This window comes from Streptomyces sp. NBC_00271 (assembly GCF_036178845.1).
GTDB lineage: Bacteria > Actinomycetota > Actinomycetes > Streptomycetales > Streptomycetaceae > Streptomyces.
In genome coordinates this window covers 10,010,625-10,035,392 of the sequence record NZ_CP108070.1, presented here as the reverse complement: position 1 = coordinate 10,035,392, position 24,768 = coordinate 10,010,625, and the positions used below count along the sequence as shown (strand labels likewise).

The window sequence follows — 24,768 nt, the reverse complement described above, 5'->3', positions numbered from 1 at the left end:
CCGAGGTCAGCGGGTGCGAATCCATACCGCCTTCTCCCGGGTCCACTGTTCGAAGGCGTTGGTGGACTTCTCCACGCCACCGAATCCGGACTGCTTCCAGCCGCCGAAGGGGGTGGTGATGTCGCCCTCGCTGTAGGCGTTCACGGAGATCACACCGGCCTCGATGCCGCGTGCCAGCCGGCATGCGCTGTCGAGGTCGCGGGTCCATACGGACGCGGCGAGCCCGTACTCGGTGGCGTTGGCCATACGTACCGCCTGGTCCTCCGTGGTGAAGGTCTGGACGGTGACGACCGGGCCGAACAACTCCTTGGTGAGGACGTCGCTGCCGGCGGGGACGCGGGTGATCACCGTGGGCGGGTAGTAGGCGCCGCGCGGAGGCAGACCGTGGGGCAGTCCCCCGGTGTGGATCTGGGCGCCGCCGGCCCGGGCGGCCTCCACGGCTGCCACGACCCGGTCGAAGGCAGCACGGTTGACGAGCGGCCCCAGCTGCGTGCGCGGGTCGGCCGGATCGCCGATCACGAGTCGCCGCGCCGCCGCCGTGAACCGGTCCAGGACCTCATCGGCGATGCTCTGGTGGACCAGCACGCGAGAGCCGGCGGTGCAGTTCTGCCCCATCGTCAGGAACGCGGCCTCGATCATGTCACCGATGAGCTCGTCCCCGTAGGCGAGCGCGTCGGCCATCAGCACCTGGGGACTCTTGCCGCCCATCTCCAGTGAGACGCGCTTGAAGTTGCTGTCGGCCGCGTCCTTGAGGATGCGGCGGCCGGTCGCGGTGGACCCGGTGAAGGAGAGCGCCCCCACGAGGGGGTCACGGGCGAGAGCCGCCCCGGCTTCGAAACCGTACCCGGGCAGCACGGTGAGTACCCCGTCCGGCAGACCGGCCTCGGCAGCGAGCCTGGCCAGGTGCAGGGCCGAGCGCGGAGTCGCCTCGGCGGGCTTGACCAACAGGCAGTTGCCGGCGGCCAAGGCGGGCCCGACCTTCCACGCGGTCATGGCCAGCGGGTAGTTCCACGGCAGGACCGCCGCCACCACCCCGACCGGCTCGCGGCTCATGAGCCCCAGGCCGTCGGGCCCGCTCGGCGCGACCCGTCCGAAGACCTTGTCGGCCGCCTCGGCGAACCAGCGGATCGACTCGATCGCGCCCGGTACGTCGCCCGTACGGCACTCGGTGATCGGCTTGCCCGCGTCCTCGCTGTCCAGCCGGGCCAGGATCTCGGCGTCGCGTTCCATCAGGTCGGCCATCCGCAGCAATACCGCAGCGCGTTCCCGGACTCGCAGCCGCGACCACACCCCGGCGTCGAATACCTGCCGGGCCCGCTCGGCGGCCTTGACGACGTCGTCGGCGCTCGCGGCGGGCAGAGTGGTGATCGGCTCCCCGGTGGCGGGGTTGACGACCTGCAGCGTCTCGTACGTGGTCATGCTTTCTCCACCAACTCCCAGCGTCCGTCGGTCCGGCGGGCCAGTCCGCGTTGCCTGAGTTCCTCGAGATAGCGGGCCATGCCGCGGTCTCCGCGCCTTCGGAACAGCGGGAGGATCCTGGGAAGCAGGTTCGGTACGAGCATCGCGAGCCGCACGAGGCGGGACTCGCCGGGCCGCGGGTACGCCTCCAGGCGGGGCTTGTCGAGCAGGCTCACCACGGCCGCGACGACGTCGGCGGGCTGCTGGGGCCGGTCCTGGAACTGCATGGAATTGCCGCCGTCCACGGCCTCCTGGCGCAGCATCCGGGTGTCGGTAGCCGACGGAAGCACCGACCCGGCCAGAATCCCCTTACTCCGCAGGTCGAGGCCGATCGCGAGCATCGCGCCGCGCAGCCCGAACTTCGAGGCCGTATAGATCGGGGTCTCGCCCAGCGGGAAGATCCCGCCGAGGGAGACGGTGGTGACCACCCGGGCATCCCGGGAGGCCTTCAGCAAGGGGATCGCGATCCTGGTCGCGACCAGCGGGGAGGTCAGGTTGAGGGTGATCTCCCGCTCGATGCTCTCGACGCTGCGCAGGTCGAAACGTTCCGCGCTGGTCATGCCCACGTTGTTGACGAGCACGTCGAGGCGGCCGTAGGAGTCGGCGACCAGCTCGAACAGCCGCTCCACCTGGACGCGGTCCATCAGGTCGCAGCCAACGCCCCTGTGCCCGGCGCCCGGAAGCTCCGCGGCGACCTTACCGGCACGGATCTCGTCGATGTCGACGACCACGCAGCGGGCACCGCCTTCGGCGAAGCGGCGGCACAGGGCACTGCCGATGCCGCCCGCACCGCCGGTCACCAGCATGACCTTGTCGGAGAAGTCGAACCCGCTCACGCCGCCGCCTCCACGCGCCGCAGGGACCGTACCGGCGGCGGCTGGCCCTCGGTGCGCCAGCCCATCCCGCCCGCGACCTTGCCCAGGTACTTCACGAAAGCCCCGCTGTCGACATAGCCGGTGTGGCGGGGCGAGTCGACGAACTTGATGCCGCCGGACAGGTCCGGACGGTCGGCGCGGATCATGCGGGCGAACCGCTCCGCGTTCGGCAGCCGGTGCCGGGCGTCGCGGAGGTACCCGGCGATCAGCTGTGCCTGGGTGTCGAAGAGCTGGTACGCGCCGGAGTTGGTCTCGACGAAGCCGATGCCGAACAGGCCCTGGTGCTCGCGGGAGAACGACGACAGGTACAGGTCCGGGTGCTGCTCGTCGCCGAAGTACTTCTGTGCGACCGGCACTTTGTGGACGTAGCCCGTGGCCAGCAGGATGAGATCGAAGTCGTCGCTCGTGCCGTCGGTGAAGTGCACGGTTCTGCCCGCCGTGCGGGCGATCCCGGGCCTGGCGGTGATGTCGCCGTGCTGAAGGTGGTGGATCAGCATCGAGTTGATGGCCGGGTGGGTCTCGAACAGCTTGTGGTCCGGCTTCTGCAGGCCGAGGCGCGTCGGGTCACCGTTGATGATCCGCAGGAGGGCACCGAAGACCCGCTGCTCCAGCCACATCGGCAACTTCGGGCCACCGGCGGCGATCGTGTCCACGGGTCGGCCGAACAGGTGCTTGGGGATGAACCAGTATCCGCGCCGCATGCTGATCACCGCGTGGTCCGCGGCCCGGGCCGCATCGCACGCGATGTCGCACCCGGAGTTCCCCGCCCCCACGACCAGGACCCGCTTGCCCCGCAGCTCCTCCGCGCTGCGATAGCCGGCGGTGTGCCGGATCTCTCCGCTGAACTCCCCCGGCAGTTCGGGGATGTTGGGGTGCCACTGCGAGCCCGTACACACCACGACCTGCCCGTGCACGCTTTCCCGGCCGTCGGACCGGGTGACCGTCCAGGTGCCGTCCGCGTTCTTCTCGACACTTTCTGCCTCGACGCCGAACTCGATGCGCTCCGTCAGCCCGTACGCGTCGGCGAAGGACGTCAGATACGTCAGGATCTGCCGGTGCGGCGGGTAGTCCGCGAAGTGGTCGGGCATCGGGAAACCGCCGAACCCCGACAGGGTCCTGCTGGAGATGAAGTGGGCCGATTCGTACATCGGGCTGCCGGGATTGTCGATGTCCCAGATACCGCCGGGGCCTGTGTTCCGCTCAAGGTGCGTGTACGGCAGATTCCGCTCCGCCAGAGCCCTGGCGACCGCCAGCCCGGCAGGTCCCGCCCCGATCACACACGTCTCCAACTGGCTTTCCTTCACGGGTCTGCCTCCTCGTTCATCCCGCTTCACGGGGCGGGTCTTGGAGGAAAACGTATTCACCCGCCGTTCATCGTGAACTGACCCGCACGGCCAGGAACCGGACCTCAGCGGCCACGCCGCCACGACATCCGTATCGACGTCCGACTTGTTCGAGCGACTTATTCATAGGACTAAAAGAGCGTTTTGTCCCGCTGAGGTTGTTTGGTGGCGATTCGCAGACCGAGCCGGTATGGGGCTCTCGGGGCAGACGTGCCTAATGCGGGGCAAGGGATTCGTGTCGTCGTTCGGCGACCCGTATCGTTGCGTTTGCTCCTGTCTGATCCCAACGCGCCCCCGGTTGACCTCGTTTGCGCCCTGGGGAGGCGGCCTGCTCGACGGTACTACCGAAACATGACGCGACACCGCCCGTATCCCAGCGACCTCTCCGACGCGCGCTGGGAACTGATCGAGCCCACGCTCACCACCTGGCGGGCCGAGCGCAGAGGCAAGGGTGTCGACATCGGTCGCCCGCCCGAGCATGACCTGCGCCGCCTCATGGACGCCATCCTCTACGTCGACCGCACCGGCATTGCCTGGCGTTACCTGCCCCACGACTTCCCGCCATGGGAAACGGTCTACGGCTACTTCGCCGCCTGGCAAAAAGGCGGCATCTTCGACCAACTCAACGGCCTCCTGCGGCGCCTGGTCCGGGAAGCCGAAGGCCGCGACAGCGAGCCAACCGCCTGCGTGCTGGACGCGCAGAGCGTGAAGACCTCCGCGAACGTGCCCGCGACCAGCCAGGGCATCGACGCGGCAAGAAAATCGCAGGCCGCAAGCGCCATATCGGGGTCGACACCCTCGGCCTGCTCCTGGCTGTCTGGGTCACCGCAGCGAGCGTCTCCGACAACGCCGGCGGCATACACCTGATGTCCCACATCGCCGCCACGAACCCACGCGTGACCAAAGCATGGGCCGACACCGGCTATCGCACCAAAGCCATCGACCACGGCGCCCGCCTCGGCATCGACGTCGAAGTCGTCCAACGCGACCCCGGCGTCAAAGGATTCAAGGTGATCCCGCGACGCTGGGTCGTCGAGCGGACCTTCGGCTGGCTCATGCATCACCGCCGACTCGCCCGCGACTACGAATCCCACCCCCACCGCTCCGAAGCCATAATCCACGTCGCGATGATCGACCTCATAAGCCGCAGACTCACCAGCGAATCCACCCTGAACTGGCGCGACACCTGAACCTCGAACCAAACAACCTCGGCAGGACAAAACGCTCTTTAAAGCGGAGCCTGGCTTGCCGACAAGCCGCTTCCGAGACCCCTCGCTGCAGCCACACCCTCCCCATAGCGGTCCGCCCAAGGGGGTGAGTACGGCAGCAGCGGCATGCCGGGGGCATTGGAGGATTCCCACAAAAGCCCCCTCGTCACGGACTTCTCCTCCCCTTCGTCGCCCAGGCACTTGGGGGCGCCTTGCCCCAGCACAAGTCACCGAAGTCAGCATCGGCCTGGCCCACACGCGAGCGGCAGCTCCGGGGCGGGCGCTCCAACAGCTGCGACACCAACGCAATGACATTGACGCCCCGTCAGGAAAGTCAGCATTGGGACAGCATCAGGCTGACTAAACCCGCCTACAGATGGTCAGACACAGGAACGCAGCGTTGTCCGTCGATGGACTTCGCAGGAGCGATCGGCCCCTCGGGAAAGCGGGGTGTCGAGCGGGGACAGACGCGTCCCGCGAGAGGCCTGCACTAGAGCTGGGACCCCAGTTCAGCGCACCCTTCCGCGCGGTTTCAGTGGTACAGGCGGGAGTTCGGGAGCGCGCAGTGGGGCCCCGTCGTACCCCACCACCTCACCGAAGCGGGAGCCCGTCATCCAGTCCGAACGGGCCTCCGCGATGTCCTCGGTGGACCGTCCGATGAAGTTCCACCACATGACCAACTCCTCCTCGAACGGCTCGCCGCCCAGGAGCATGAGGGACGCGTCCGACTCCGCGCGCAGGGGCAGTTCGGTGCGACCGCAGCCGAGGTAGAGCATGGAGCCCGGGAGCACCGGTACCCCGTCGACGTGCGCCTCGCCGGACATGGACAGGACGGCGTACTCGAAGTCGGGCTCCAGCGGCAGTCGTACGTCGGTGCCGCTCGCGAGGGACAGGTCGGCGCCGACGATCGGGGTGTACGTCGTGCCCGGCGAGGTCGTGCCGTCGACGGTGCCCAGGACGAGCGTGGCCTTGAGGCCGGCGGCCGTGACGAGCGGCAGCTCGGCGTGGTGCTCGAAGTGCGGGTCGGTGTGGCGGTGGCTGTCAGGGAGGGCGACCCACAGTTGCGCGCCGTGCAGGAAGCGGGCGTGCGACTTGGGGCTCTCCTCGGAGTGGCTGATGGCCCTTCCGGACGTCATGAGGCCCAGTTCGCGCGGGCGGATCGTCTGCAGGCTGCCCGTGGAGTCGCGGTGCAGCACCTCGCCCTCGTGGAGCCAGCTGACGGTCTGGAGTCCCATGTGCGGGTGCGGCGGGACCTGCATACCGGGCTCGTCGGAGATGTCGTCGGGCCCGTAGTGATCGACGAAGCACCACGCGCCGATCATGCGGCGGCCCAAGTTGGGCAGTAGGCGGCGGACTTCGGTGGACTCGCCGAGCTTGACCCGACGGGGACTGAGGAGTTCACGCACCGGCTCGGCCACCACGAACCCGCGGCCACCGCACAGCGCGGGAACTGCCTCGCGATCAAGATTGCTCATGAGCCACAACCTAGCCCCGTCGGGGACCGTCCGTCAGGCCGTCCTCCCTCCCCCGGGCTCCCTCGGACTCCCCCGGACGGGGGTACTTGGGCCGGAGTCGGTGCGGTCCTAGGGCTACGGGCGGAGGTCGGTAGGGCGTTGGTCGGGGACAGCGGAAAATAGTAGCCATGGACATAGTAGCCATGTATGGTTTTTCTCATGAGTTCGACATCCGAGCACGCGACCCCCGGCTTTCTCGTCTGGCGCCTGTCCACGAAGTGGCGCGTGGCCGTCGATCGGGCGGTCGCGCCACTGGGTCTGACCCACGCCCAGTACTCGCTGGTCGCGTCGCTGTACGGGATGCACAGGGCCGGGCAGCGGCCGAGCCAGCGTCAGCTCGCCGATCACACCGGACTCGAACCGCTCTACGTCTCGAAGCTGGCCCGCGCTCTGGAGGCGGCCGGTGTCGTCGACCGGACGCGGGATCCCGCCGATCCACGTGCGATCCGACTGTCGCTCACGGAGGACGGACGCGTGGTCGCACGGCGCGCGATAGGGGTGGTCCAGGGGCTGCTGGAGCAGCTCCTCGAACCGCTCGGCGGGCTCGGCGGCGAGCGCACGAAGGCGTTCAGCCGTGAGCTGGCGACCCTGCTCGACGTACCGCTCGATGCACCGATCGACGCACCGGTCGATGCACCGACCGATGCATCTCTCGACACACATCTCGATTCACATCCTGACGAGGAGCAGTCATGAGCATTCCCACTCCCCCGGTCGGCGGCCAGGTCGTCGGACTGGCCCACTACGCGAGCCGCGCGGCCCTGGAAACCGCGCTGGCGCGCATCGGAAGCAGCTTCAACCAGTCGGTGGCCCTGCGGGCCGTCTCGGACCAGGGCGGCACCGTCGAGCGCGACCGGCTCGTGGCGCGGCTGACCGGGACGCTGAAGATCGAGGAGTCGGTGGCCGAGGAGACCGTCACGGAGATGACGGCCCTCAAGCTGCTGGCGGAGACGGACACCTCGCTGGTGTCGCTCACCGAGCACGGCCGTGAGGTGTTCGAGGAGATCCGCACGGCCGGGAACGAGATCGCGGCCCGGCTGTACGCGGGCATCCCGGCCGAGGACCTGGCGACGGTAGGGCGCGTGCTGACCCTGGTGACGGAGCGGGCCAACGCGGAGCTGGCCGGCGGATGACACCCACGGGCCGAGGTGGTGGAATATTCAACCATCAGGTGAGGTTCTGGCACTCGAAGGAGGTCAGCAGTGGACACGAAGTACTACGACCAGGGGACGGCCGCGGAGCGCTGGGAGCGGGCGCAGCTGTTCTTCGACGCCAAGGACTACGCCGGTGCGGCGCGCGTTCTGGGTGGCCTTGTGGACGAGGTGCCGGAGCAGACCGGACCGCGGCTGCTGCTGGCTCGCGCGTACTACCACTCGGCCCAACTGCACCGCGCTGAGACCGAGTTGCGCACGCTCGTCGAGCGTGACCCGGTGGAGCACTACGCCCGGCTGATGCTGGGGCGCACGCTCCAGCGCCAAGGGCGTCACGACGAGGCCGAGTCGCACCTGCGCATCGCCTCCGCGCTCGCGGGTGACTTCGAGCAGGTGTGAGCGCCCTTGCGGGTGCGACCGCCCGCTGAGGACGTGAACGTCTCCCGACGACATGAACATCGCCCGAGGACGTGAACGTCCTCGGGAGCAGGACAAAGGAGGCCGGGTGCCGGAGCGCCGTGGCCGGTCATCGAGGTGACCGGCCACGGCCACGGCACCCGGCCTCTGCCGTGTCACGCCGCGCGCGGCTCCATCAGCCGGGCCAGCAGGTCGTCCAGGCTGACCAGGCCGGTCAGCCGCCCCATGTCGTCGCGTACGACGGCAAGGGAGGCGCGGTGCAGGCGGAGCTGTTCGACGGCGTGGGCGACCGTGTCGTGCGGTGACAGCTCCGGGACGGGGCGGGCCAGGTCGCGGGCGACCGCGGCCCGGCCCTGCGCACGGGCGACCAGGGCGTCACGGGCGTGCACCGAGCCGAGGACCGTGACGCCGTCGCGGACCAGCAGGCGGGTGCGGTCGCTGTCCCCGGCGACGCCCAGTACGACGTCGATCGCCGCGTCGGCGGGGACCGAGGTGATCCGGTCGGCCGGGATCTGGAGGTCCCCGACCGGGTGCTGCGGTTCGGTCAGGGAGCTGGTGATCAGCTCGGAGTCCTCCTTGCTGATCAGCCCGAGCCGCTCCGACTCCTCGACGAGGTGGGTGAGTTGCTCGCGGTTGTGGACCGAGGCCAGCTCGTCGCGCGGAGTGACCCGGCAGAGCCGGACCAGCGCGTTGCTCACCTTGTCCAGCCCCACGATCAACGGACGCACCGCCCGGGTCAGGGCCCGGAAGGGCGGCGTGAGCAGCATGGCGGAACGCTCGGGGTGCGCGATGGCCCAGGACTTGGGGGCCATCTCGCCGACCACCATGTGCAGGAAGACGACGACGAACATCGCGAGCGCGAAGGACACGCCGTAGCTCAGGCCGCTGGGCAGGCCCGCCCTGTGGAGCAACGGGTCGAGTTCGTGCGAGATCGCGGGCTTGGACACCGAGCCCAGGCCCAGCGTGCACACGGTGATGCCCAGTTGGGCGCCCGCGAGCATCAGTGACAGCTCGCGCATTCCGGCCAGCGCGGCCCTGGCACCGCGTTGCCCGGCCGCCGCGGCCCGTTCCAGCCGGTGCCGCTTGGCGGCGACCAACGCGAACTCGGCGGCCACGAAGAACCCGCTGCCGATCAGCAGCAGTACGGTCACGAAGAGCGCCATCGAGAAACTCATGCCTGCTCCTCCGCACGGTCCGCACGGTGGACACGGTCCGTGCGGTCCGTCGCCGGCAGGCGTTGCAGGCGGACCCGTTCCGGTACGTGGCGGTCCAGGGCCTGTACGTCGATCGAGACGCGGCCTCCGTCGGACAGTGCGACGTGGACGCGGTCCGCGATGGCGGGGAAGCGGCCGAGGCGGTCGACGATCAGCCCCGCCACCGTGTCGTAGTCGTCCTCCTCGGGCAGGTCGATGCCGGTCGCCTCGGCGACCTCGTCCAGTCGGCGGCCGGCGTCGACGAGCCAGCCCTCGCCGTCGGCGACCGCGATCTCCTTGACGGTGTCGGTCTCGTCCGCGATGTCGCCGACGAGTTCCTCGGCGATGTCCTCGTAGGTGACGACGCCCGCCACGCCCCCGTGCTCGTCGAGGACGACGGCGAACTCGTCGTCGTGGGCCCGCATCTGTGCCACGGCCTCGGGCAGCGGCAGGGTGTCGGGCAGCAGCAGCGGTGCGCGGCCGAGCGCGCCGGCCGTCGTGCGGGTGAGCCGGTCGGCGGGCAGCCGCATCAGCTCGCGTACGCCCAGGACGGCGGTGATGTCGTCCGGGTGGTCGCCGAGGACGGGGTAGTTCGAGTGTCCGTACTTGGCGATCAGCTGGACGGCCTCCGTGGCCGTCGCGTCCCTGCGGACGAAGACGGCGTCGGCGCGCGGCACCATCACCTCGTCGAGGGTGCGGTCGGAGAACTCCAGGGCGTGGTCGAGGAGCTCGGCGGTTTCGCGCGGCAACTGCCCGTGCTCGTGCGACTCGCCGATGAGGTGGCCGAGTTCCTCGAGGGTCGCGCCGTGGTGGAGTTCCTCGACGGGCTCGATGCCGACCTTGCGCAGCAACTTGTCGGCGGCGCCGTCGAAAAGCCGTACGACCGGGCCGACGACCTTCAGATACGCGAGCGTGGAGCCCGCCAGGGCCTTCGCGAGGCGCTCCGGGACGGCCAGGGCCAGGTTCTTGGGGGCCAGTTCGCCCAGCACCATCTGGAGCACGGTCGCGAACACGAAGGCCAGCACCACCGAGATGCCGTTGACCGCGCCGTCCGGGGTGCCGATCCCGGTGAGGACGGGCTCGAGCAGGGCGGACACGGACGACTCGGCGAGGAAGCCGACGACCAGACCGGTCACGGTGATCCCGAGCTGGGCGCCCGACAGCATGAAGGACAGCCGCTCCAGCACCTTCAGGGCGCGGGTGGCCCGTCGGTCGCCCGCTGCCGCTTCCCGCGCGAGCGCGAGGCGGTCGGCGGCGACGTACGCGAACTCCTGGGCGACGAAATAGCCGGTGCCGGCGGTCAGGACGAGCACGGCCAGCAGGCCGAGTGCGGCACTCATCGAACACCACCCCGCTGTGTGCCGCCATCAAGAGAAATCAGGCGGGGCGGTTCGGGACTGTGTCCCGGGGGGTCCGTCGGTCTGGCGGACAAGGAAGCGCTCCTCTGGAGTCGGTCTGTCCCTTGGAAACGATGCTGTTCGCAAACGAGTTCCCATGCCATCGATGTTCTTTCTACACGGCTGTAGGAACCCCGAGGAGTGGTGGCGGAGCCACAGCGGAGTAGTGGCGGAACAGCTGAGGATCGGTGGCGGAGCTACAGCGGCGTGGCCGCGCGCAGGATCAGGACCATCGTCACGGCCGAGTTCGCCGACGACATCGCGGAGACGAGCGTGCCGACCGCGGCGCCCCAGGCGGCCAGCCCCACGGACGTGAACACGGACGGCCAGCTGCGGGCCGCCGGCGCGGGGCGCAGCAGGGCGGCGACCCGGCGCGGCACAGGACCCGCGGACGCGAATCCGGCGAAGCCGGCGAAGCCGGTGAACGTGGCGAACCCCGGCACCGGGCCCCCGCCCGACAGCAGGGCCGCCTTGCCGATCGCCCGCGCCACCACCGTGCGGTTGCCGACCGTCCGGGCCGCGTCCTCGTCCGCCCACCGCTCCGTGGTGTAGACGACGGTCGTACGCAGCGGCCGCAGGAACGGATTGGCGCGCGCCGCGAGTCGTACGGCGAGCAGGTGGCGGTGGTGAGCGGCCGTCAGGTGGGCCCGCTCGTGCGCGAACAAGGCACGTCGCTCGGGCGAGGTGAGGCCGCGCAGCAGAGCCGTGGTGACCACCACGCGGTCGCGGTGTCCGCCGGGCAGAGCGTAGGCGTACGGCTTCTCCTCGGGGAGGACGACCACGGAACGGCTGGGCAGCGCGGCGAGCGCCCGCCGCGCGCGCCGGGCGACCCGGTGGTGGCGCCACAGGGTGCGCGCGCAGACCGCGAGGACCAGGACCAGGGCCGGGATCGCCGCCTTGCCCGCGATCTCGTCGTACGGGACGGCCGCGCGGACCTCCGCGTCGGACCAGCCGTCCGGGAGCGGGTTGCCGGGCAGCTGCGCGGTCCCGACGACCATCAGCAGGGCCAGGCAGAGTGTGCTGCACAGGGCCATCACGGTGGCGACCGCCGTCAGCAGCCGGGTGGCCGTACGCGGATGCAGATGCAGTTCGGCGAGGCGTGCCACCGGCCAGGCACTGAGTGGCAGGACGAGCGGCAGAAAGACGAAGACCCCCATGAGACGTCAGTCTTCCGTACCGTCGGGCACCCCGTCGGCCCCGCCCGCCCCGTCGGCCTCACCCACGACCTCGGCCCTACCCACGACATCGGCCCCGTCCGTCGCGTGGGCCGTCTCCAGGAGCGCGCGCAGGACCTGTTCGTCGTCCGGCGGCAACGCGGTGACGAAGCTGGCGAGGACGGCCTCGCGGTCGCTCTCGCCGTCGAGAAGCCGGCGCATCTTGAGCGCGGCCAGGCCCGCGACGTCGGCGGTGGGCCGCCACACGAAGGAGCGTCCGCGTCGTTCGCGGGCCACCGCGTCCTTGGCGAGCAGCCGGGTCAGGATGGTGACGACGGTGGTGTAGGCGAGGCCGCCGCCGAGTCGTTCCTGCACCCAGGCGGCGGTCACCGGGTCCTGCGCCTCGCGCAGCGCACCGAGCACCTGGCTCTCCAACTCGCCCTGCCCGCGGCGCCTGGACGGCCGGTGCGGGTCCTCGCGGTCGCGCTGCGCCATGTCCGTCTCCCTCCGGCGTTCCCCTACCCGATCACGCTACCTGGCCTCCCTTGGTGCGCTTGCCACGGCGGTACGCGATCTCGCCGAGGACGACGTCCACGGCGACGAACACCGCGAGCGGGATGCCGAGCAGCGGGACGAAATAGCCGAGCACGGCGACGGCCGCCATGAGCGGGACGAGGATCTGCGGCGGGACCTGCTGCCACGCGCCGCGCGGGATGGGGCGGCCGAACGCGGAGGCACGGCCGCGCTGCCACCACATGCGGTAGCCCCACACGATCAGCAGGACCAGGCAGAGCGCGAGGGCCATCAGGGCGATCTGGTTGACGAGGCCGAAGAGGACACCGCTGTGGGCGTCGATCCCCCAGCGCGTCAGTTTGGCGAGCAGCGGGTAGTCGGCGAAGTGGAGTTCGTCGGTGACCTTGCCCGTCGTCGGGTCCACGGCGACGGAGTCCTGCTTCTCGGGCCAGCTGCGCTGGACCTGCTTGACCACGTACGCGGTGGAGGCGTCGGCGGGTACGACGATCTCGACGGGGTCGCCGAGACCCTCGGCGCGGGCGGCCGCGAGGATCTTGTCGAGGCCCTGGGGCGTGGTCGAGGCCGTGGTGCCGCCGGACCCGGTGCCGGTGTGACCCGCGTGCTCGCCGCCGGCCGCCACCGACGCGGACACCGAGGGGGTCGCCTGGCCGAGCGAGGTCCTGAGTTCGTCGATGTTGGCGCCGGCGTAGGTCGACCAGGTGAGTCCGGTCGCCGACAGGAAGAAGAACCCGGCCGCCGCCCACACACCGACGGTGCCGTGCAGCCCGAGGGTGCGACGGCGCCCGGACACGCCCCGCACCTTGCGCTGGGCGCGCCGCCTGGTGAACCACAGCACCAGCCCGCCGCCCGCGATCACCCACAGCCAGCTCGCGGCGAGTTCGCTGTAGAGGCGGCCGTTCTCGCCGAGGTGCAGGTCACGGTGGAGTTCGTCGATCCAGGTGCGCAGCGGGAGCGCGCCGGTGGAGCCGTACTGCTCCAGCGACCCGCGCACCTTCGCGGTGTACGGGTCGACGAACACGGCGAGCGTGTGCCCCTCGCCGATGCCGGGGACGCCGGAGAGCAGCACCCTGGTCGTCGCGTCCGCCTCCGGCGACGGTCGTACGGCGGAGACCGTGCCCTGCGGGTGGGCCTTGCGGGCGGCGGCCACCTGCTGGGACAGCGGCAGCTTGTCGTCGCCCACCGGGACGGTCAGCTCATGCGCGTACACGATCTTCTCGGCCTGGTACGAGGCGGCGTACAGGAAGCCGGTCAGGGCCGCGACCAGCAGGAACGGGGCGACGAGTATTCCCGCGTAGAAGTGCAGACGCAGGATCAGGGGGCGCAGGGCCGCCTTTCTGGTGGGGGCCGGGGCGACGGGTTTGGGGGACTCGTCCGTCGTGGTCGTGGGAGCGGTGGACATGGGCGGGCTTCTCCGGTCGGACGGTGATGGGAATGCGGACAGAAGCGGGGAGAGGAGTGGAGACAGGGACGGGGACGGGACAGGGACAGGGACAGGGATGGGACAGGGATGGACTCGGGTCGTGGGCCGGGGAGTTGGACTCTCGGCCCGTAGTGGTCCGTAGTGGTCCGTAGTGGTCCGTGGTGGTCCGTGGTGGTCCAGAAGTCGGGGCGCGGAGTCGTCGAGTTCCCGGGGCGCCACGTGGTCTGAGTCACACAGAGAAGGCGCGTAGGGACCCGGCAGACGCCCCTGGCGCCGCCTCGCTTGGCGCGATCGGTCTTGGCATCCTGGCGCGATGGCATCCGAACGTGACCCCAGCGCCTCCCGCCCCCTGAGCGAGCTGGTCGAGGAACTCCTCGACCGCGAAGGCCCGTTGCCCATCGTCGCCGCCGGGCACCCGGTGCTGCGCCGCCCCGCCGAGCCCTTCGCCGGCCAGCTCGACCCGGGGCTCCTGACCCGCTTCGTCGCCGCCCTGCGCGCCACCATGCACGCGGCGCCGGGCGTCGGCCTCGCGGCACCGCAGGTCGGTGTGCCCCTGCGGATCGCGGTCATCGAGGATCCGGCGCCGGTCTCCGAGGAGGTGCGGGTGGTGCGCGGGCGGGTGCCGCAGCCGTTCCGGGTGCTGGTGAATCCGTCGTACGAGGGGGTGGGCGCGGGGCGGGCCGTGTTCTTCGAGGGGTGTCTGAGCGTGCCGGGGTGGCAGGCCGTGGTGGCCCGGCACGCTCAGGTGCGGCTGACGGCCCTGGACGAGCGGGGCCGGGCGATCGACGAGGTGTTCACGGGGTGGCCCGCGCGGATCGTCCAGCACGAGACGGATCACCTGGACGGCATGCTCTACCTCGACCGTGCCGAGTTGCGCTCGCTGTCCTCCAACCAGGCGATGGCGGATCGCTGGACGCAGCCGACTCCTGCGGAGGCCGCCGCCGCACTGGGCTTCGCCCTGCCCGACTGAGGGCGCGCGCCGCGGGGCCCTGGGGCGAAGGGTGTCCGGCGGCGGGAGTGACGGGTGCCGCCTTGCGGGCGGCCCCGACGGTCCGGGCGCGACCGACCTGCCTGAGACGGGACGCCCTCCGGCCCTGCCGCCGGGCCCGGTGGCAGGCCCGGCGGACGCAGCCGGTCGGGACGTCGGCGACCGGACCCGGAAAAGCCCGGGTCCGAACCGACCCGGAAAAGCCCGGGTCCGAACCGACCCGGAGCCCGAGCGGCACCGACCCGGAGCCCGAACGGCAGGGGTCCGGAGCCCGAGTGGCCGGACCCACCGGCCTCAGCCGCGCCGCCTCGGACGGCCCGGGCCTGGAGCCGCCGAGGCCCGAACGGCCGGCCCCAGCCGGTCATCCTCAGCCGACCGAACCCGAAACCGCCGGGGACCCTAAGCTCCGCCATGCCCCCGCAAAGCCCCGGCCGCCCCAACGACCGGGCCCAACCCGTCAATCCCGGACGGCCGCACCCCGCCACGGTCGAACCCCAAAGCGACCGACCCGGAAGCGTCGAACCCCAAAGCCGCCGGAACCCAAGTGCCGCCGAACCTCAAGTGGCGGACGCCGAACGGGTGAATCCGGTCGGTCGGTCCCGGAGGGTCGGGGCCCACGCCCTCGGCGCTCAAGCCGCCGACGTGCCAACCGCCGTTCCTGGCCCGTCGACCTCAGGCGGCCGTACCCGAACGACCGGCGTCGGCTACGCGTCCCGGTACATCTCCAGCAGCCGCAGCCACACCTCGCTCACCGTCGGGTACGACGGAACCGCGTGCCACAGGCGGCTGATCGGGACCTCGCCGGCGATGGCGATGGTCGCCGAGTGGATGAGTTCGCCCACGCCGGGGCCGACCAGGGTGAGGCCCACCAGGATCTCGCGGTTGATGTCGACGACCATGCGGGCCTTGCCACGGTAGCCGTCCGCGTACAGGCCCGCGCCCGCCACGGAGGACATGTCGACGTCGACGGCGCGGACGCGCAGGCCCGCGCGCTCGGCCTCGGCGAGGGAGAGGCCGACGGCCGCGGCCTCCGGGTCGGTGAAGACGACCTGGGGTACGGCCCCGTGGTCGGCGGTCGCCGAGTGCGCGCCCCAGGGATCGGTCTCCAGGAGGGGCACCCCGGCGGCTCGGGCGGCGATGGCGGCGCCCGCGATCCGGGCCTGGTACTTGCCCTGGTGGGTGAGGAGCGCGCGGTGGTTCACATCGCCGACCGCGTACAGCCAGTCACTGCCGGTGACCCGCAGGCTGTCGTCGACGTCGAGCCAGGAGCCCGGCTCGAGGCCGATCGTGTCGAGGCCGAGGTCGTCGGTGTGGGGCACACGCCCGGTGGCGAAGAGGATCTCGTCGGCCTCGATGCGGTCGCCGGTGTCGGTGAGGGCCACCACGGTGGAGCCCTCGCGCGTCACCGCGGTCACCGAGGTGCCGGTGCGGACGTCGGCGCCCGCCTCCTTCAGCGACTCGGCGACCAGCTCGCCGGCGAAGGGCTCCATGCGGGGCAGCAGTCCCTTGCCGCGGACGAGGACGGTGACCTGGGAGCCGAACGCCTGCCAGGCCGTGGCCATCTCGACGGCGACGACACCGCCCCCCACCACGATGAGCCGGCCCGGCACCTCGTGCGCGCTGGTGGCCTCACGGCTGGTCCAGGGCCGGACCTGGTCGAGCCCCGGCAGGTCGGGGAGCAGGGCGCGGGTGCCGGTGCAGACGGCGACCGCGTGCCGGGCCGTGAGCACCTGCCGCTCGCCGCCGGGCCCGTCGACGGTCACCTTGCGCGGCCCGGCCAGGCGCCCGTGTCCGCGGTACAGGACGGCGCCGATGCCGTCCAGCCAGCCGACCTGTCCGTCGTCCTTCCAGTGGGAGGTGTAGTAGTCGCGGTGGGCGAGGACCGCGGGGACGTCGAGGGGGCCCTGCACCGCCTGGCTGAGGCCGGGCACGTGGCGGGCGTCGGCGCGGGCGATGACCGGGCGCAGGAGAGCCTTGCTGGGCATGCAGGCCCAGTACGAGCACTCACCACCGACCAGTTCACTCTCCACGACCGCGGTGGAGAGGCCGGCCGCGCGGGCACGGTCGGCGACGTTCTCCCCCACGGGCCCGGCCCCGAGCACCACGACGTCGTACACGATGGATTCCGTTTCCGTCATGGGCACAGTCTGGTTGTTGGTGTGCTCGGAGGCCACACGGGTACGTGCGCGGAATACGCCGCCCAGGGGTGGCGTTGTGCACACCGGCTTCGCCCCGAGGCCCGAGGCCCGACATCAGGAAGAGGTAGTCACGCCATGAGCAGCACGATGGAGCTGACCAAGGAGAACTTCGACCAGACGGTCACGGACAACGAGTTCGTCCTGATCGACTTCTGGGCCTCCTGGTGCGGGCCGTGCCGTCAGTTCGCCCCGGTCTACGAGAAGGCCGCGGAGGCCAACCCGGACCTGGTGTTCGCGAAGGTCGACACGGAGGCGCAGCCCGAGCTGGCCGCCGCCTTCGACATCCAGTCGATTCCGACGCTGATGATCGTCCGCGACCAGGTCGCGATCTTCGCCCAGCCCGGGGCGCTGCCCGAGGCCGCCCTGACGGACGTCATCGGACAGGCCCGGAAGCTGGACATGGACGAGGTCCGCAAGTCCATCGCGGAGCAGCAGGCCAAGCAGGCTCCGCAGGGCGAGTAGGTCCACCGGGCCGCAGGGCAAACAGGTCCACCCGGCCGCAGGCGAGTAACCCCCGCACCACCCTTCCCTCAGAACGGGTACGGCGCCACATCTCCGCGCACCGTCGTCCAGCGCACGTCGGTGAAGGCCTCCAGGTTGGCCTCACCGCCGAAGCGGGCGCCGGTGCCGGAGGCGGCGATCCCGCCGAAGGGGGCCACGGCCTCGTCGTTGACGGTCTGGTCGTTGATGTGGGCGATCCCGGTCGGGATGCGCTCGGCCAGGTCCAGGCCGCGCGCGGTGTCCCGGGTGACGATGCCCAGTGAGAGGCCGTAGGGTCCGGCGGCGGCGAGGGCCGCGGCCTCGTCGGCGTCCGCGAACGATCGTACGGGCGCCACCGGGCCGAAGACCTCCTCGGCGTAGGCGGGCGTCGCGTCGTCGACTCCCGCGAGGACCGTCGGGCGGTAGAAGAGCCTCTCGTGCGTGCCACCGGCCGCGAGCTTCGCGCCGCGCGCCGTGCTGGACTCCACCAGCCCCTGGATCTTGGCGAGTTGGGCGCTGTCGATGATGGGCCCGAGGTGCACCTGCGCACGGTGCGGGTCGCCGACGGCGAGCGAGTCGGCCTTGGCGGCGAGCCGCTCGACGTACTCCTCGTAGAGGGAGGCGTGGACGAGGTGGCGGCCCGTCGTCATGCAGATCTGGCCCTGGTGGAAGAAGGAGCCCCACGCGGCCGTGGAGATCACCGCGTCGATGTCGGCGTCCTCCAGGACGATCAGCGCCGAGTTGCCGCCCAACTCCAGGTGGGCGCGCTTGAGGAGGCGGCCCGCCGCCTCGCCCACCGCGCGCCCGGCGGCGGTCGAGCCGGTGAAGGAGATGACCGGTACGTTCGGGTCGGCGACCAGCGCCTGGCCCACCTCCGGACCGCCGGGCAGAACGTGCAGCAGGCCCTCCGGGAGCCCCGCCTCGGCGAGGACGGCGGCGAGCGCGAGTCCGCCGCAGACGGCGGTGCGCGGGTCCGGCTTCAGGACGACGGCGTTGCCGAGCGCGAGCGCCGGGGCCACCGAGCGGATGGAGAGGATCAGCGGGGCGTTGAAGGGGGAGATCACGCCCACCACGCCGACCGGGACGCGTCGGGTGTAGGACAGACGCGGCGCCTCGGAGGGGAGGATCTGGCCGCTGGGGCGGGAGGCGAGGGCGGCGGCCTCGTAGCACTCCTGGGCCGCGACGTGCAGTTCGAAGTCGGCCTTGCCCGGGATCGAGCCGGACTCGCGCACGATCCATTCGCGCAGTTCGTCGGCGTGGGCGGCGAACAGGTCGCCGGCCCTGCGCAGCACGGCGGCGCGTACGAAGTGCGGTGCCTTCGCCCACTCCGCCTGGGCGGCACGGGCGTCCCGCGCGGCCGTGGCGACGTCCTCGGCGGCGGCGAGCGTGACCGTGGCCAGCGTCTCGCTGGTGGCGGGTTCGGTGACGGCGTACTCACCGCCCGCCAGGGTGCGGGACTGCCAGGTCTTGGGGTCGAGCAGCGGCATGTCGGCTCTCCGATCGTTCACTGTTCACCACCGGGACTCACGGTCCCAGCGGCAGTCCCGTGTAGTTGGCGGCCAGTTCGGCGGCCGCGTGGCGGGATGCCGTGATCCGGCGCAGCCGGGCGAGCTGGATCCGGTGGTCGAAGACATCCCCATTTGGTTGAGCGTGCAACATCCTAGTCATGTCGTACGAGAAGCGGGTGGCCTGCCATACCCGCGCAAGACACAAATCCGAGTAGCGGTCGAGGAGTTGGGTCGATCCCGTGCGATGCGACTCGATGAGTCCGCGGGCCAGCACCCGTACGCCGGAGACGGCGAGGTTGAGCCCCTTGGCCCCGGTCGGCGGCACGATGTGCGCGGCGTCCCCCGCGAGGAAGAGCCGGCCGTGACTCATCGGCTCGTGGACGTAACTCCGCATCGGTGTGACCGACTTGGCGGTGATGGGGCCGCGTTCCAGGCGCCAGTCGCCGTCGACCGCGAAGCGCGCGGCGAGTTCGTCCCAGATGCGCTCGTCGGGCCAGTCCGCGACGTCGGTACCGTTCGGGACCTGTAAGTACAGCCGGGACACGGTCGGCGAGCGCATGCTGTGCAGAGCGAAGCCACCGGGACCGCGCGCGTAGATCAACTCCTCGCCGGAGGGCGGCACATCGGCGAGGATCCCGAGCCAGGAGTACGGGTAGTCGTGCGCGTACGTGCGGCTCCCACCGGCGGGGAAGGCGTTCCGGGAGATGCCGTGGTAGCCGTCGCAGCCCACCACGTAGGCACAGCTCAGGGCCTGTTCGCGGCCCTCGTGCACAAAGCGCACGACCGGCGCGCCGCTCTCCGGGCGCTCGACCGCGAGGGCCTCGGCCTCGAACAACAGCAGTGGCCCGGCGGCGAGTTGGAGGGAGATCAGGTCCCTCACGATCTCCGTCTGGGCATAGATCGTGACGGTACGGCCACCGGTGAGGGCCGGAAAGTCGATGTGGTGGCGCTCGCGGTCGAAGCGCAGCTCGATGCCGTGGTGGATCAGGCCCTCGGCGTCCAGCCGGTCGGCGGCTCCGCACGCGCGCAGGGCGTCGACCGTGCCCTGCTCCAGCATCCCTGCGCGCTGGCGGTGCTCGACGTGGGCGCGCGACCTGCTCTCCAGCACGGCGCAGTCGATGCCCTCGCGGTGCAGCAGCCGGGCCAGCAGGAGCCCGGCGGGGCCGCCGCCGATGATGCCGACCGTGGTCCGCATGGCGCGCCTCCCGTACCTGATCGAGCCGCATCCGGTCCGGCAGGTCGCATCCGGTCCGAACGGGTCGGATGCGGCCGGGGACCAGCTACAGCCTCTCTCAGGTCGAGTCGCGGTGCACCACCCGCGCGCCCAGTACCTCGTGGCTCTCGGGCGCCCCGCCCGGTTCGCGCACCACCCGGTCGACCAGTTCCGCGAGGTCGCGCCCGGACGGCAGTTCGATGTGGACGGTGCTGAGGCGGGGCCGCAGCAGTCGCCCAAGCATGAGGTCGTCGGCGCCGATGACGGCCGTCTCGCCCGGGATGCCGACGCCCTCCTCCTGGAGAGCGCGCATCAGCAGCATGGCGTACTCGTCGTTGTAGGCGAACACTGCGTCCAGGCCGAGCGAGCGCCAGCGCGCCGCCAGCCGGGCGGCGGCCCCCTCCTCGTACGCGAGCGGCAGTGCGGTCGCCGTGGCGTCGGTACCGGTCAGGGACCGGCGTACGCCGTCGAGCCGGGACTTGGAGAAGATCTCCAGGCCGGGTTCCTCGGGCACCACGACGCCGATCCGGCGGCGGCCGCGGGCCAGCAGGTGGACGCCCGCGCTGTGGCCGACCTTGTCGTGGTCCATGAGCAGCGCGTGCGCGCCCTCGACGCGCTCGGGGCCGAGCGTGACGACGGCCCGGGCGCCGGAGCGCTTGAGGACGGCCACGCCCTGCGGGCCGAGGTCGCTGCCGGGCACCAGCACGGCGACCGGTCGCAGCTCCGCCCAGGCGCGGGCGGCCTCGTCGCCGTGCAGGCCGACACTGCCGTACTGCACGACCGTGTAATCCAGACGGCCCAGCGCCCACTGAAGTTCGTTGAGGAACTGGCTGTAGAGCGGTCCCACGGGCACGCTCGGCGTGGGCATCAGGACCATACGGCTGTGTCCGGCGCGCAGGGAGCGGGCGGCGGCGTGCGGAACGTACCCGAGTTCCTTGGCCGCCTCGTGGACGCGGCGGCGGGTGGGCTCGCTGATCCGGACGGCGCTGGTGTTGTTCAGTACGTACGAGACGGTGGCCCGGGAGACGCCCGCCAGGCGTGCCACATCGGCACTCGTCGGCACGGGTCGTTGTGCGGGCGTCGGCGGGACGGGCTGCTTCGGTATCTGCACCATGACGTCTCGCATCCTTGCAGAAACCCCGGGCGTCCCCTCGCTCCGGGGGAACCTCATGGGGCCGCCCTGCCGGAACACCCGCTTCCGCGAGGGAACTTCCGCATCTCGTGCGGGATGGCCCGTGGTGCGGTTACCGTGCGGTAGACGACGTGCTCCGGAGGTGGTCACGTATGACTCACGACCGTGCCGCAGGTCTGGCGGAGTGTGCGCGCGCCCTCGCCCACGGGGAGGTGAGCGCACGCGAGCTGGTCGAGCGGGCGCTGACCCGTATCGAGGCGACGCAGCACTCCCTGAACGCCTTCCGGGTGGTACGCGCCGAAGCGGCGCTCGCCGAGGCCGACGCGGCGGACAGGGAGCTCGCCGCCGGAGTGCGCGGGCCGCTGCTCGGGGTGCCGGTGGCGGTGAAGGACGACATGGACGTGGCGGGCGAGCCGACCGCGTTCGGCTGCCGGGGTGTGTTCCCGCCCGAGGCCGAGGACGGGGAGGCGGTACGGCGGCTGCGCGCGGCCGGCGCGATCGTCATCGGCAAGACCAACACCTGCGAGCTCGGCCAGTGGCCGTTCACCGAGGGGCCCGCCTTCGGCGTCACCCGCAACCCCTGGCACGCCGAGCACACCCCGGGCGGCTCGTCCGGCGGCTCGGCGGCGGCGGTCGCGGCGGGCCTCGTCCCGGCGGCGCTGGGCTCGGACGGTGCGGGTTCGGTCCGCATCCCGGCCTCCTGGACCCACCTCATCGGCATCAAGCCGCAGCGCGGCCGGATCTCGACCTGGCCGCGCGCGGAGTCCTTCCAGGGCATCACGGTCAACGGCACCCTCGCCCGTACGGTCGCGGACGCGGCGCTGCTCCTGGACGCGGCGAGCGGCAACCACGACGGCGATCTGCACCGCCCGCCCGCGCTGCGGGTGTCCGAGGCGGCGGGCCGCGAGCCGGGCCGACTGCGGATCGCGCTGTCGCTCAAACCGCCGTTCACGGCGCTGCCCGCGCGCCTGGACCCCGTCGTACGGGCGCGGGTGGTCGCGCTCGCGGAGCGGCTCGCGGCGCTCGGCCACACGGTGGAGGAGGCCGAGCCCCGGTACGGGCAGATCGGGCTCACCTTCATCCCGCGCGCGACGGCCGGGATCGCCGAGCGGGTGCGCGACCTGCCGCATCCGCACCTCCTCGACCGGCGGACCCTGGGCGCGGCCCGGCTCGGCCGACTGCTCGGCGGCGCGCCCCTGCGGGTGGCCCGGCGCGCCGAGGCGTCCCTGCACCGGCGGATCGGCGCGCTCTTCGACACGTACGACGTCCTGCTCGCGCCGACGACGGCCGCTCCCCCGCCGCGCATCGGCTCGATGGCGGACCTGAGCGGCCTCGGCACCGACCGGGCCATGATCGCCGCGTGCCCCTACGCCTGGCCGTGGAACATCCTGGGCTGGCCGGGGGTGAACGTCCCCGCGGGGTTCGTCGACGGCGGCCTGCCGGTCGGCGCCCAGCTTCTCGGTCCGGCGAACAGCGAACCGCTGCTCGTCTCCCTGGCCGCGCAGTTGGAGGCCGACCAGCGCTGGCACGAACACTGGCCGCCGCACGGGGCGCCCGCGGACTCCCCCGCGGTGTAGACGAGTTGACTGAACGTGCCGGTGGGCGAGTTCGGGACGCGTGCCGTGAACGAGTTCGCCGCGAAGGCACTGACCAGGGGATTTGGGCCGTACGCTGAACCCATGGACGATGCGTCGATGGTCGGGTTGATGGGGCGGGTGACCGGCACGGTCGGACCCGGGCTCGTCGGTGAGGTGATCGTCCGGGTCCGCGGCGGCGCAGAGCATTTCCTCGCGTACCCGGCCGCGGCGAAGGAGCGGATCGAGCGCGGCACGGTGGTGATGGTGGTCGAGTACCTGCCGCCGCGCACGGTGTACGTATCGGCCGCGTACGACAGTTGACAGCTCGTCTGTGCACGCTCAGCCCCAGGTGAGAGGGGTGTGCGTCAAGATTGCAACAAGGATCCGTCAGCGTCTGTACCCGGGTCTTGCACAGGAGCACACTCCCTTCGTTCGGTGCCGATAGGGCACCATCCAAAGGGGGCGTATGCCGATGGTTGTCGGCGTCGTGGCGGGGGCGGTTGTCCTCGCACTGATCTTCATCGTTGTGGTCTTCAAGCTCATGTGGCGTGTCGCGGAGCCCAACGAAGCACTGATCATCTCCGGTTCGAAGCATCGGACCGAAGGCCTTGAAGAGGGCATGGGATTCCGCATCGTGACGGGGCGCGGCACGCTGGTGCTGCCGGGTGTCCAGGCGGTACGGAAGATCTCGCTCGACCTCAACGAGACCGAGCTGCACGTGGACTGCGTGACCACCCAGGGCATTCCGCTGAAGGTGCGGGGCGTGGTCATCTTCAAGGTGGGCGACGACTTCGTGTCGATCGCCAACGCGGGGCGTCGTTTCCTCGACCAGCAGAAGATGATGTCGGAGCGCGTGCACAACGTGTTCGCCGGTCATCTGCGGTCCATCGTCGGTGGGTTGACCGTCGAGGACATGATCCGCGACCGGGAGAAGCTGACCGGCCAGACCCGGGCCGCGTGCGGTACGGAGATGGAGAAGCTCGGTCTGATCGTCGACTCGCTGCAGATCCACGAGATCGAGGACCCGACCGGGTACATCAAGAACCTCGCGATGCCGCACGCCGCCGCCGTACAGCGGGACGCGCGCATCGCGCAGGCGGAGGCGAATCGTCTCGCCACCGAGGCCGAACAGAAGGCCGCGGCCCGGATGTCGGAGGCGACCCGGGACAGCGAGATCCTCCAGGCCGGCTACCAGGCCGAGCGCGACAAGGCGGCGGCGAAGGCCCGGCAGGCCGGACCGCTCGCGGACGCCGCGGCCCGGCAGGACGTCGTCGTGCAGGAGACCCGGATCGCCGAGCTCGACGCCCTCCGTCGTGAGCAGCAGCTCCAGGCGGACGTCCGCAAGCCGGCGGACGCCCAGGCGTACGAGACGCGGGCCCGCGCCGAGGCCGAGCGTGACGCGCGTATCTCGGCGGCCGAGGCCAAGGCCAAGGAGACCGAGCTCGCGGCCGCGGCGGAGGCGAACCGGGTCAAGACGGCAGCCAACGCGGAGGCCGAGGCGACGAAGGCCCGGGGTGCGGCCGCCGCGACGGCGACCAGGGCCACGGGTGAGGCCGAGGCCGCGGCGGCTCAGGCCAAGGGTCTCGCGGCGGCCGAGGCGACCCGGGCGCAGGGTCTCGCGGAGGCGGAGACCATCAAGGCGAGGGCCGCGGCCCTCGCCGAGAACCAGGAGGCGGTGGTCGCCCAGCAGCTCGCCGAGAACTGGCCGGAGATCGTCCAGGCGGGCGCGAGCGCGTTCGGGAACGTCGACCACATGGTGCTGCTCAACGGCGCCGACGGCATGTCGGACATGTTCGCCAAGGCGCTCACCATGGGCGGCACGGGCCTCGGCCTCGCCCGTCAGCTGCTCTCGTCGATGAACCAGGACGGGACGGCCGGCAACGGTACGGGGAGCAACGGCGCCGCCGGGCTCAACGGCGCCGCCGGGCTCAACGGGGCCGTACCGCCGCGCACGGAGAAGGTGCCGGTGGAGGGGGACGGCAAGCAGTGACGCCGAAGGAGAACGCCG

21 protein-coding genes and 1 pseudogene are annotated in these 24,768 nt (G+C 71.4%); 9 read left to right on the top strand and 13 right to left on the bottom strand.

Translation table 11 applies throughout. The features are described from left to right. Nucleotides 1-6: 6 nt before the first annotated feature. Genes OG798_RS45615 through OG798_RS45605 form a run of 3 tightly spaced genes read right to left on the bottom strand, consistent with a single transcriptional unit; the run spans nucleotide 7 to nucleotide 3,637 of the window. Entirely contained in the window at nucleotides 7-1,419 is a 1,413-nt protein-coding gene (locus OG798_RS45615) for an aldehyde dehydrogenase family protein (protein WP_328758999.1), read from the bottom strand. Continuing rightward, entirely contained in the window at nucleotides 1,416-2,294 is an 879-nt protein-coding gene (locus tag OG798_RS45610) for an SDR family NAD(P)-dependent oxidoreductase (protein ID WP_082417668.1), read from the bottom strand. The genes OG798_RS45615 and OG798_RS45610 overlap by 4 nt, the downstream gene beginning before the upstream one ends. Beyond that, a complete protein-coding gene (locus OG798_RS45605) occupies nucleotides 2,291-3,637 on the bottom strand; it encodes a flavin-containing monooxygenase (protein ID WP_328758998.1) in 1,347 nt (448 codons plus the stop codon). The genes OG798_RS45610 and OG798_RS45605 overlap by 4 nt, the downstream gene beginning before the upstream one ends. 390 nt (nucleotides 3,638-4,027) lie before the next feature. On the opposite strand from OG798_RS45605, the pseudogene OG798_RS45600 reads away from it, so the two are divergent. Further along, nucleotides 4,028-4,866 (top strand): annotated as a pseudogene (locus OG798_RS45600) (IS5 family transposase). Between the two features lie 527 nt (nucleotides 4,867-5,393). Here OG798_RS45600 and OG798_RS45595 read toward each other — a convergent pair. After that, the gene (locus OG798_RS45595) at nucleotides 5,394-6,359 is read right to left on the bottom strand and encodes a pirin family protein (protein ID WP_328758997.1); all 966 of its coding nucleotides are present in this window, start codon (nucleotides 6,357-6,359) and stop codon (nucleotides 5,394-5,396) included. A gap of 198 nt (nucleotides 6,360-6,557) precedes the next feature. Between OG798_RS45595 and OG798_RS45590 the strand changes: the two genes are divergently transcribed. The 3 genes from OG798_RS45590 (at nucleotide 6,558) to OG798_RS45580 (ending at nucleotide 7,948) form a co-directional block, all read left to right on the top strand. Then, nucleotides 6,558-7,094: a MarR family winged helix-turn-helix transcriptional regulator gene (locus OG798_RS45590; RefSeq protein WP_328758996.1), complete on the top strand. Its 537-nt coding sequence runs from the start codon at nucleotides 6,558-6,560 to the stop codon at nucleotides 7,092-7,094. Continuing rightward, complete coding sequence (locus OG798_RS45585) at nucleotides 7,091-7,531, top strand: winged helix DNA-binding protein (protein WP_121414094.1); 441 nt, start codon at nucleotides 7,091-7,093, stop codon at nucleotides 7,529-7,531. Before OG798_RS45590 ends, OG798_RS45585 begins: the two co-directional genes overlap by 4 nt. Nucleotides 7,532-7,600: 69 nt before the next feature. Beyond that, nucleotides 7,601-7,948 (top strand): tetratricopeptide repeat protein, encoded by a 348-nt coding sequence (locus OG798_RS45580; RefSeq protein ID WP_097223805.1) that lies wholly within the window; start codon nucleotides 7,601-7,603, stop codon nucleotides 7,946-7,948. A 173-nt stretch (nucleotides 7,949-8,121) separates the two neighbouring features. Here the strand turns inward: OG798_RS45580 and OG798_RS45575 are convergent, their stop codons facing one another. The 5 genes from OG798_RS45575 to OG798_RS45555 form a co-directional block, all read right to left on the bottom strand. Beyond that, nucleotides 8,122-9,141, bottom strand: a complete 1,020-nt coding sequence (locus OG798_RS45575) for a hemolysin family protein (protein WP_328758995.1) — start codon at nucleotides 9,139-9,141, stop codon at nucleotides 8,122-8,124. After that, nucleotides 9,138-10,499, bottom strand: coding sequence for a hemolysin family protein (locus OG798_RS45570; protein ID WP_328758994.1), 1,362 nt, complete (start codon nucleotides 10,497-10,499; stop codon nucleotides 9,138-9,140). The genes OG798_RS45575 and OG798_RS45570 overlap by 4 nt, the downstream gene beginning before the upstream one ends. A gap of 254 nt (nucleotides 10,500-10,753) precedes the next feature. Beyond that, nucleotides 10,754-11,713: a M56 family metallopeptidase gene (locus OG798_RS45565; protein ID WP_328758993.1), complete on the bottom strand. Its 960-nt coding sequence runs from the start codon at nucleotides 11,711-11,713 to the stop codon at nucleotides 10,754-10,756. A 6-nt stretch (nucleotides 11,714-11,719) separates the two neighbouring features. Then, complete coding sequence (locus OG798_RS45560) at nucleotides 11,720-12,205, bottom strand: BlaI/MecI/CopY family transcriptional regulator (protein WP_328758992.1); 486 nt, start codon at nucleotides 12,203-12,205, stop codon at nucleotides 11,720-11,722. A gap of 31 nt (nucleotides 12,206-12,236) precedes the next feature. Then, nucleotides 12,237-13,643, bottom strand: coding sequence for a PepSY-associated TM helix domain-containing protein (locus OG798_RS45555; RefSeq protein WP_121414098.1), 1,407 nt, complete (start codon nucleotides 13,641-13,643; stop codon nucleotides 12,237-12,239). Between the two features lie 334 nt (nucleotides 13,644-13,977). Here OG798_RS45555 and OG798_RS45550 point away from each other — a divergent pair, with 334 nt between their 5' ends. Beyond that, complete coding sequence (locus OG798_RS45550; RefSeq protein ID WP_328758991.1) at nucleotides 13,978-14,634, top strand: peptide deformylase; 657 nt, start codon at nucleotides 13,978-13,980, stop codon at nucleotides 14,632-14,634. 722 nt (nucleotides 14,635-15,356) lie between these two features. Here OG798_RS45550 and OG798_RS45545 read toward each other — a convergent pair. Beyond that, nucleotides 15,357-16,790: a dihydrolipoyl dehydrogenase family protein gene (locus tag OG798_RS45545; RefSeq protein WP_121418181.1), complete on the bottom strand. Its 1,434-nt coding sequence runs from the start codon at nucleotides 16,788-16,790 to the stop codon at nucleotides 15,357-15,359. 135 nt (nucleotides 16,791-16,925) lie between these two features. On the opposite strand from OG798_RS45545, the gene trxA reads away from it, so the two are divergent. Beyond that, the gene (gene trxA / locus OG798_RS45540) at nucleotides 16,926-17,312 is read left to right on the top strand and encodes a thioredoxin (RefSeq protein ID WP_054231635.1); all 387 of its coding nucleotides are present in this window, start codon (nucleotides 16,926-16,928) and stop codon (nucleotides 17,310-17,312) included. Between the two features lie 68 nt (nucleotides 17,313-17,380). Here the strand turns inward: trxA and OG798_RS45535 are convergent, their stop codons facing one another. From OG798_RS45535 to OG798_RS45525, 3 genes are all read right to left on the bottom strand, one after another. Beyond that, nucleotides 17,381-18,817, bottom strand: a complete 1,437-nt coding sequence (locus OG798_RS45535; RefSeq protein ID WP_121414100.1) for an aldehyde dehydrogenase family protein — start codon at nucleotides 18,815-18,817, stop codon at nucleotides 17,381-17,383. A 37-nt stretch (nucleotides 18,818-18,854) separates the two neighbouring features. Continuing rightward, a complete protein-coding gene (locus OG798_RS45530; protein WP_328758990.1) occupies nucleotides 18,855-20,033 on the bottom strand; it encodes a 4-hydroxybenzoate 3-monooxygenase in 1,179 nt (392 codons plus the stop codon). 97 nt (nucleotides 20,034-20,130) lie between these two features. Further along, nucleotides 20,131-21,165: a LacI family DNA-binding transcriptional regulator gene (locus OG798_RS45525; RefSeq protein WP_095851153.1), complete on the bottom strand. Its 1,035-nt coding sequence runs from the start codon at nucleotides 21,163-21,165 to the stop codon at nucleotides 20,131-20,133. Between the two features lie 170 nt (nucleotides 21,166-21,335). Between OG798_RS45525 and OG798_RS45520 the strand changes: the two genes are divergently transcribed. The 3 genes from OG798_RS45520 (at nucleotide 21,336) to OG798_RS45510 (ending at nucleotide 24,750) form a co-directional block, all read left to right on the top strand. After that, complete coding sequence (locus OG798_RS45520) at nucleotides 21,336-22,760, top strand: amidase (RefSeq protein WP_328758989.1); 1,425 nt, start codon at nucleotides 21,336-21,338, stop codon at nucleotides 22,758-22,760. Between the two features lie 102 nt (nucleotides 22,761-22,862). Further along, the gene (locus OG798_RS45515; RefSeq protein WP_095857581.1) at nucleotides 22,863-23,081 is read left to right on the top strand and encodes a hypothetical protein; all 219 of its coding nucleotides are present in this window, start codon (nucleotides 22,863-22,865) and stop codon (nucleotides 23,079-23,081) included. 145 nt (nucleotides 23,082-23,226) lie between these two features. Further along, nucleotides 23,227-24,750 (top strand): flotillin family protein, encoded by a 1,524-nt coding sequence (locus OG798_RS45510; RefSeq protein WP_328758988.1) that lies wholly within the window; start codon nucleotides 23,227-23,229, stop codon nucleotides 24,748-24,750. Nucleotides 24,751-24,768 lie beyond the last annotated feature (18 nt).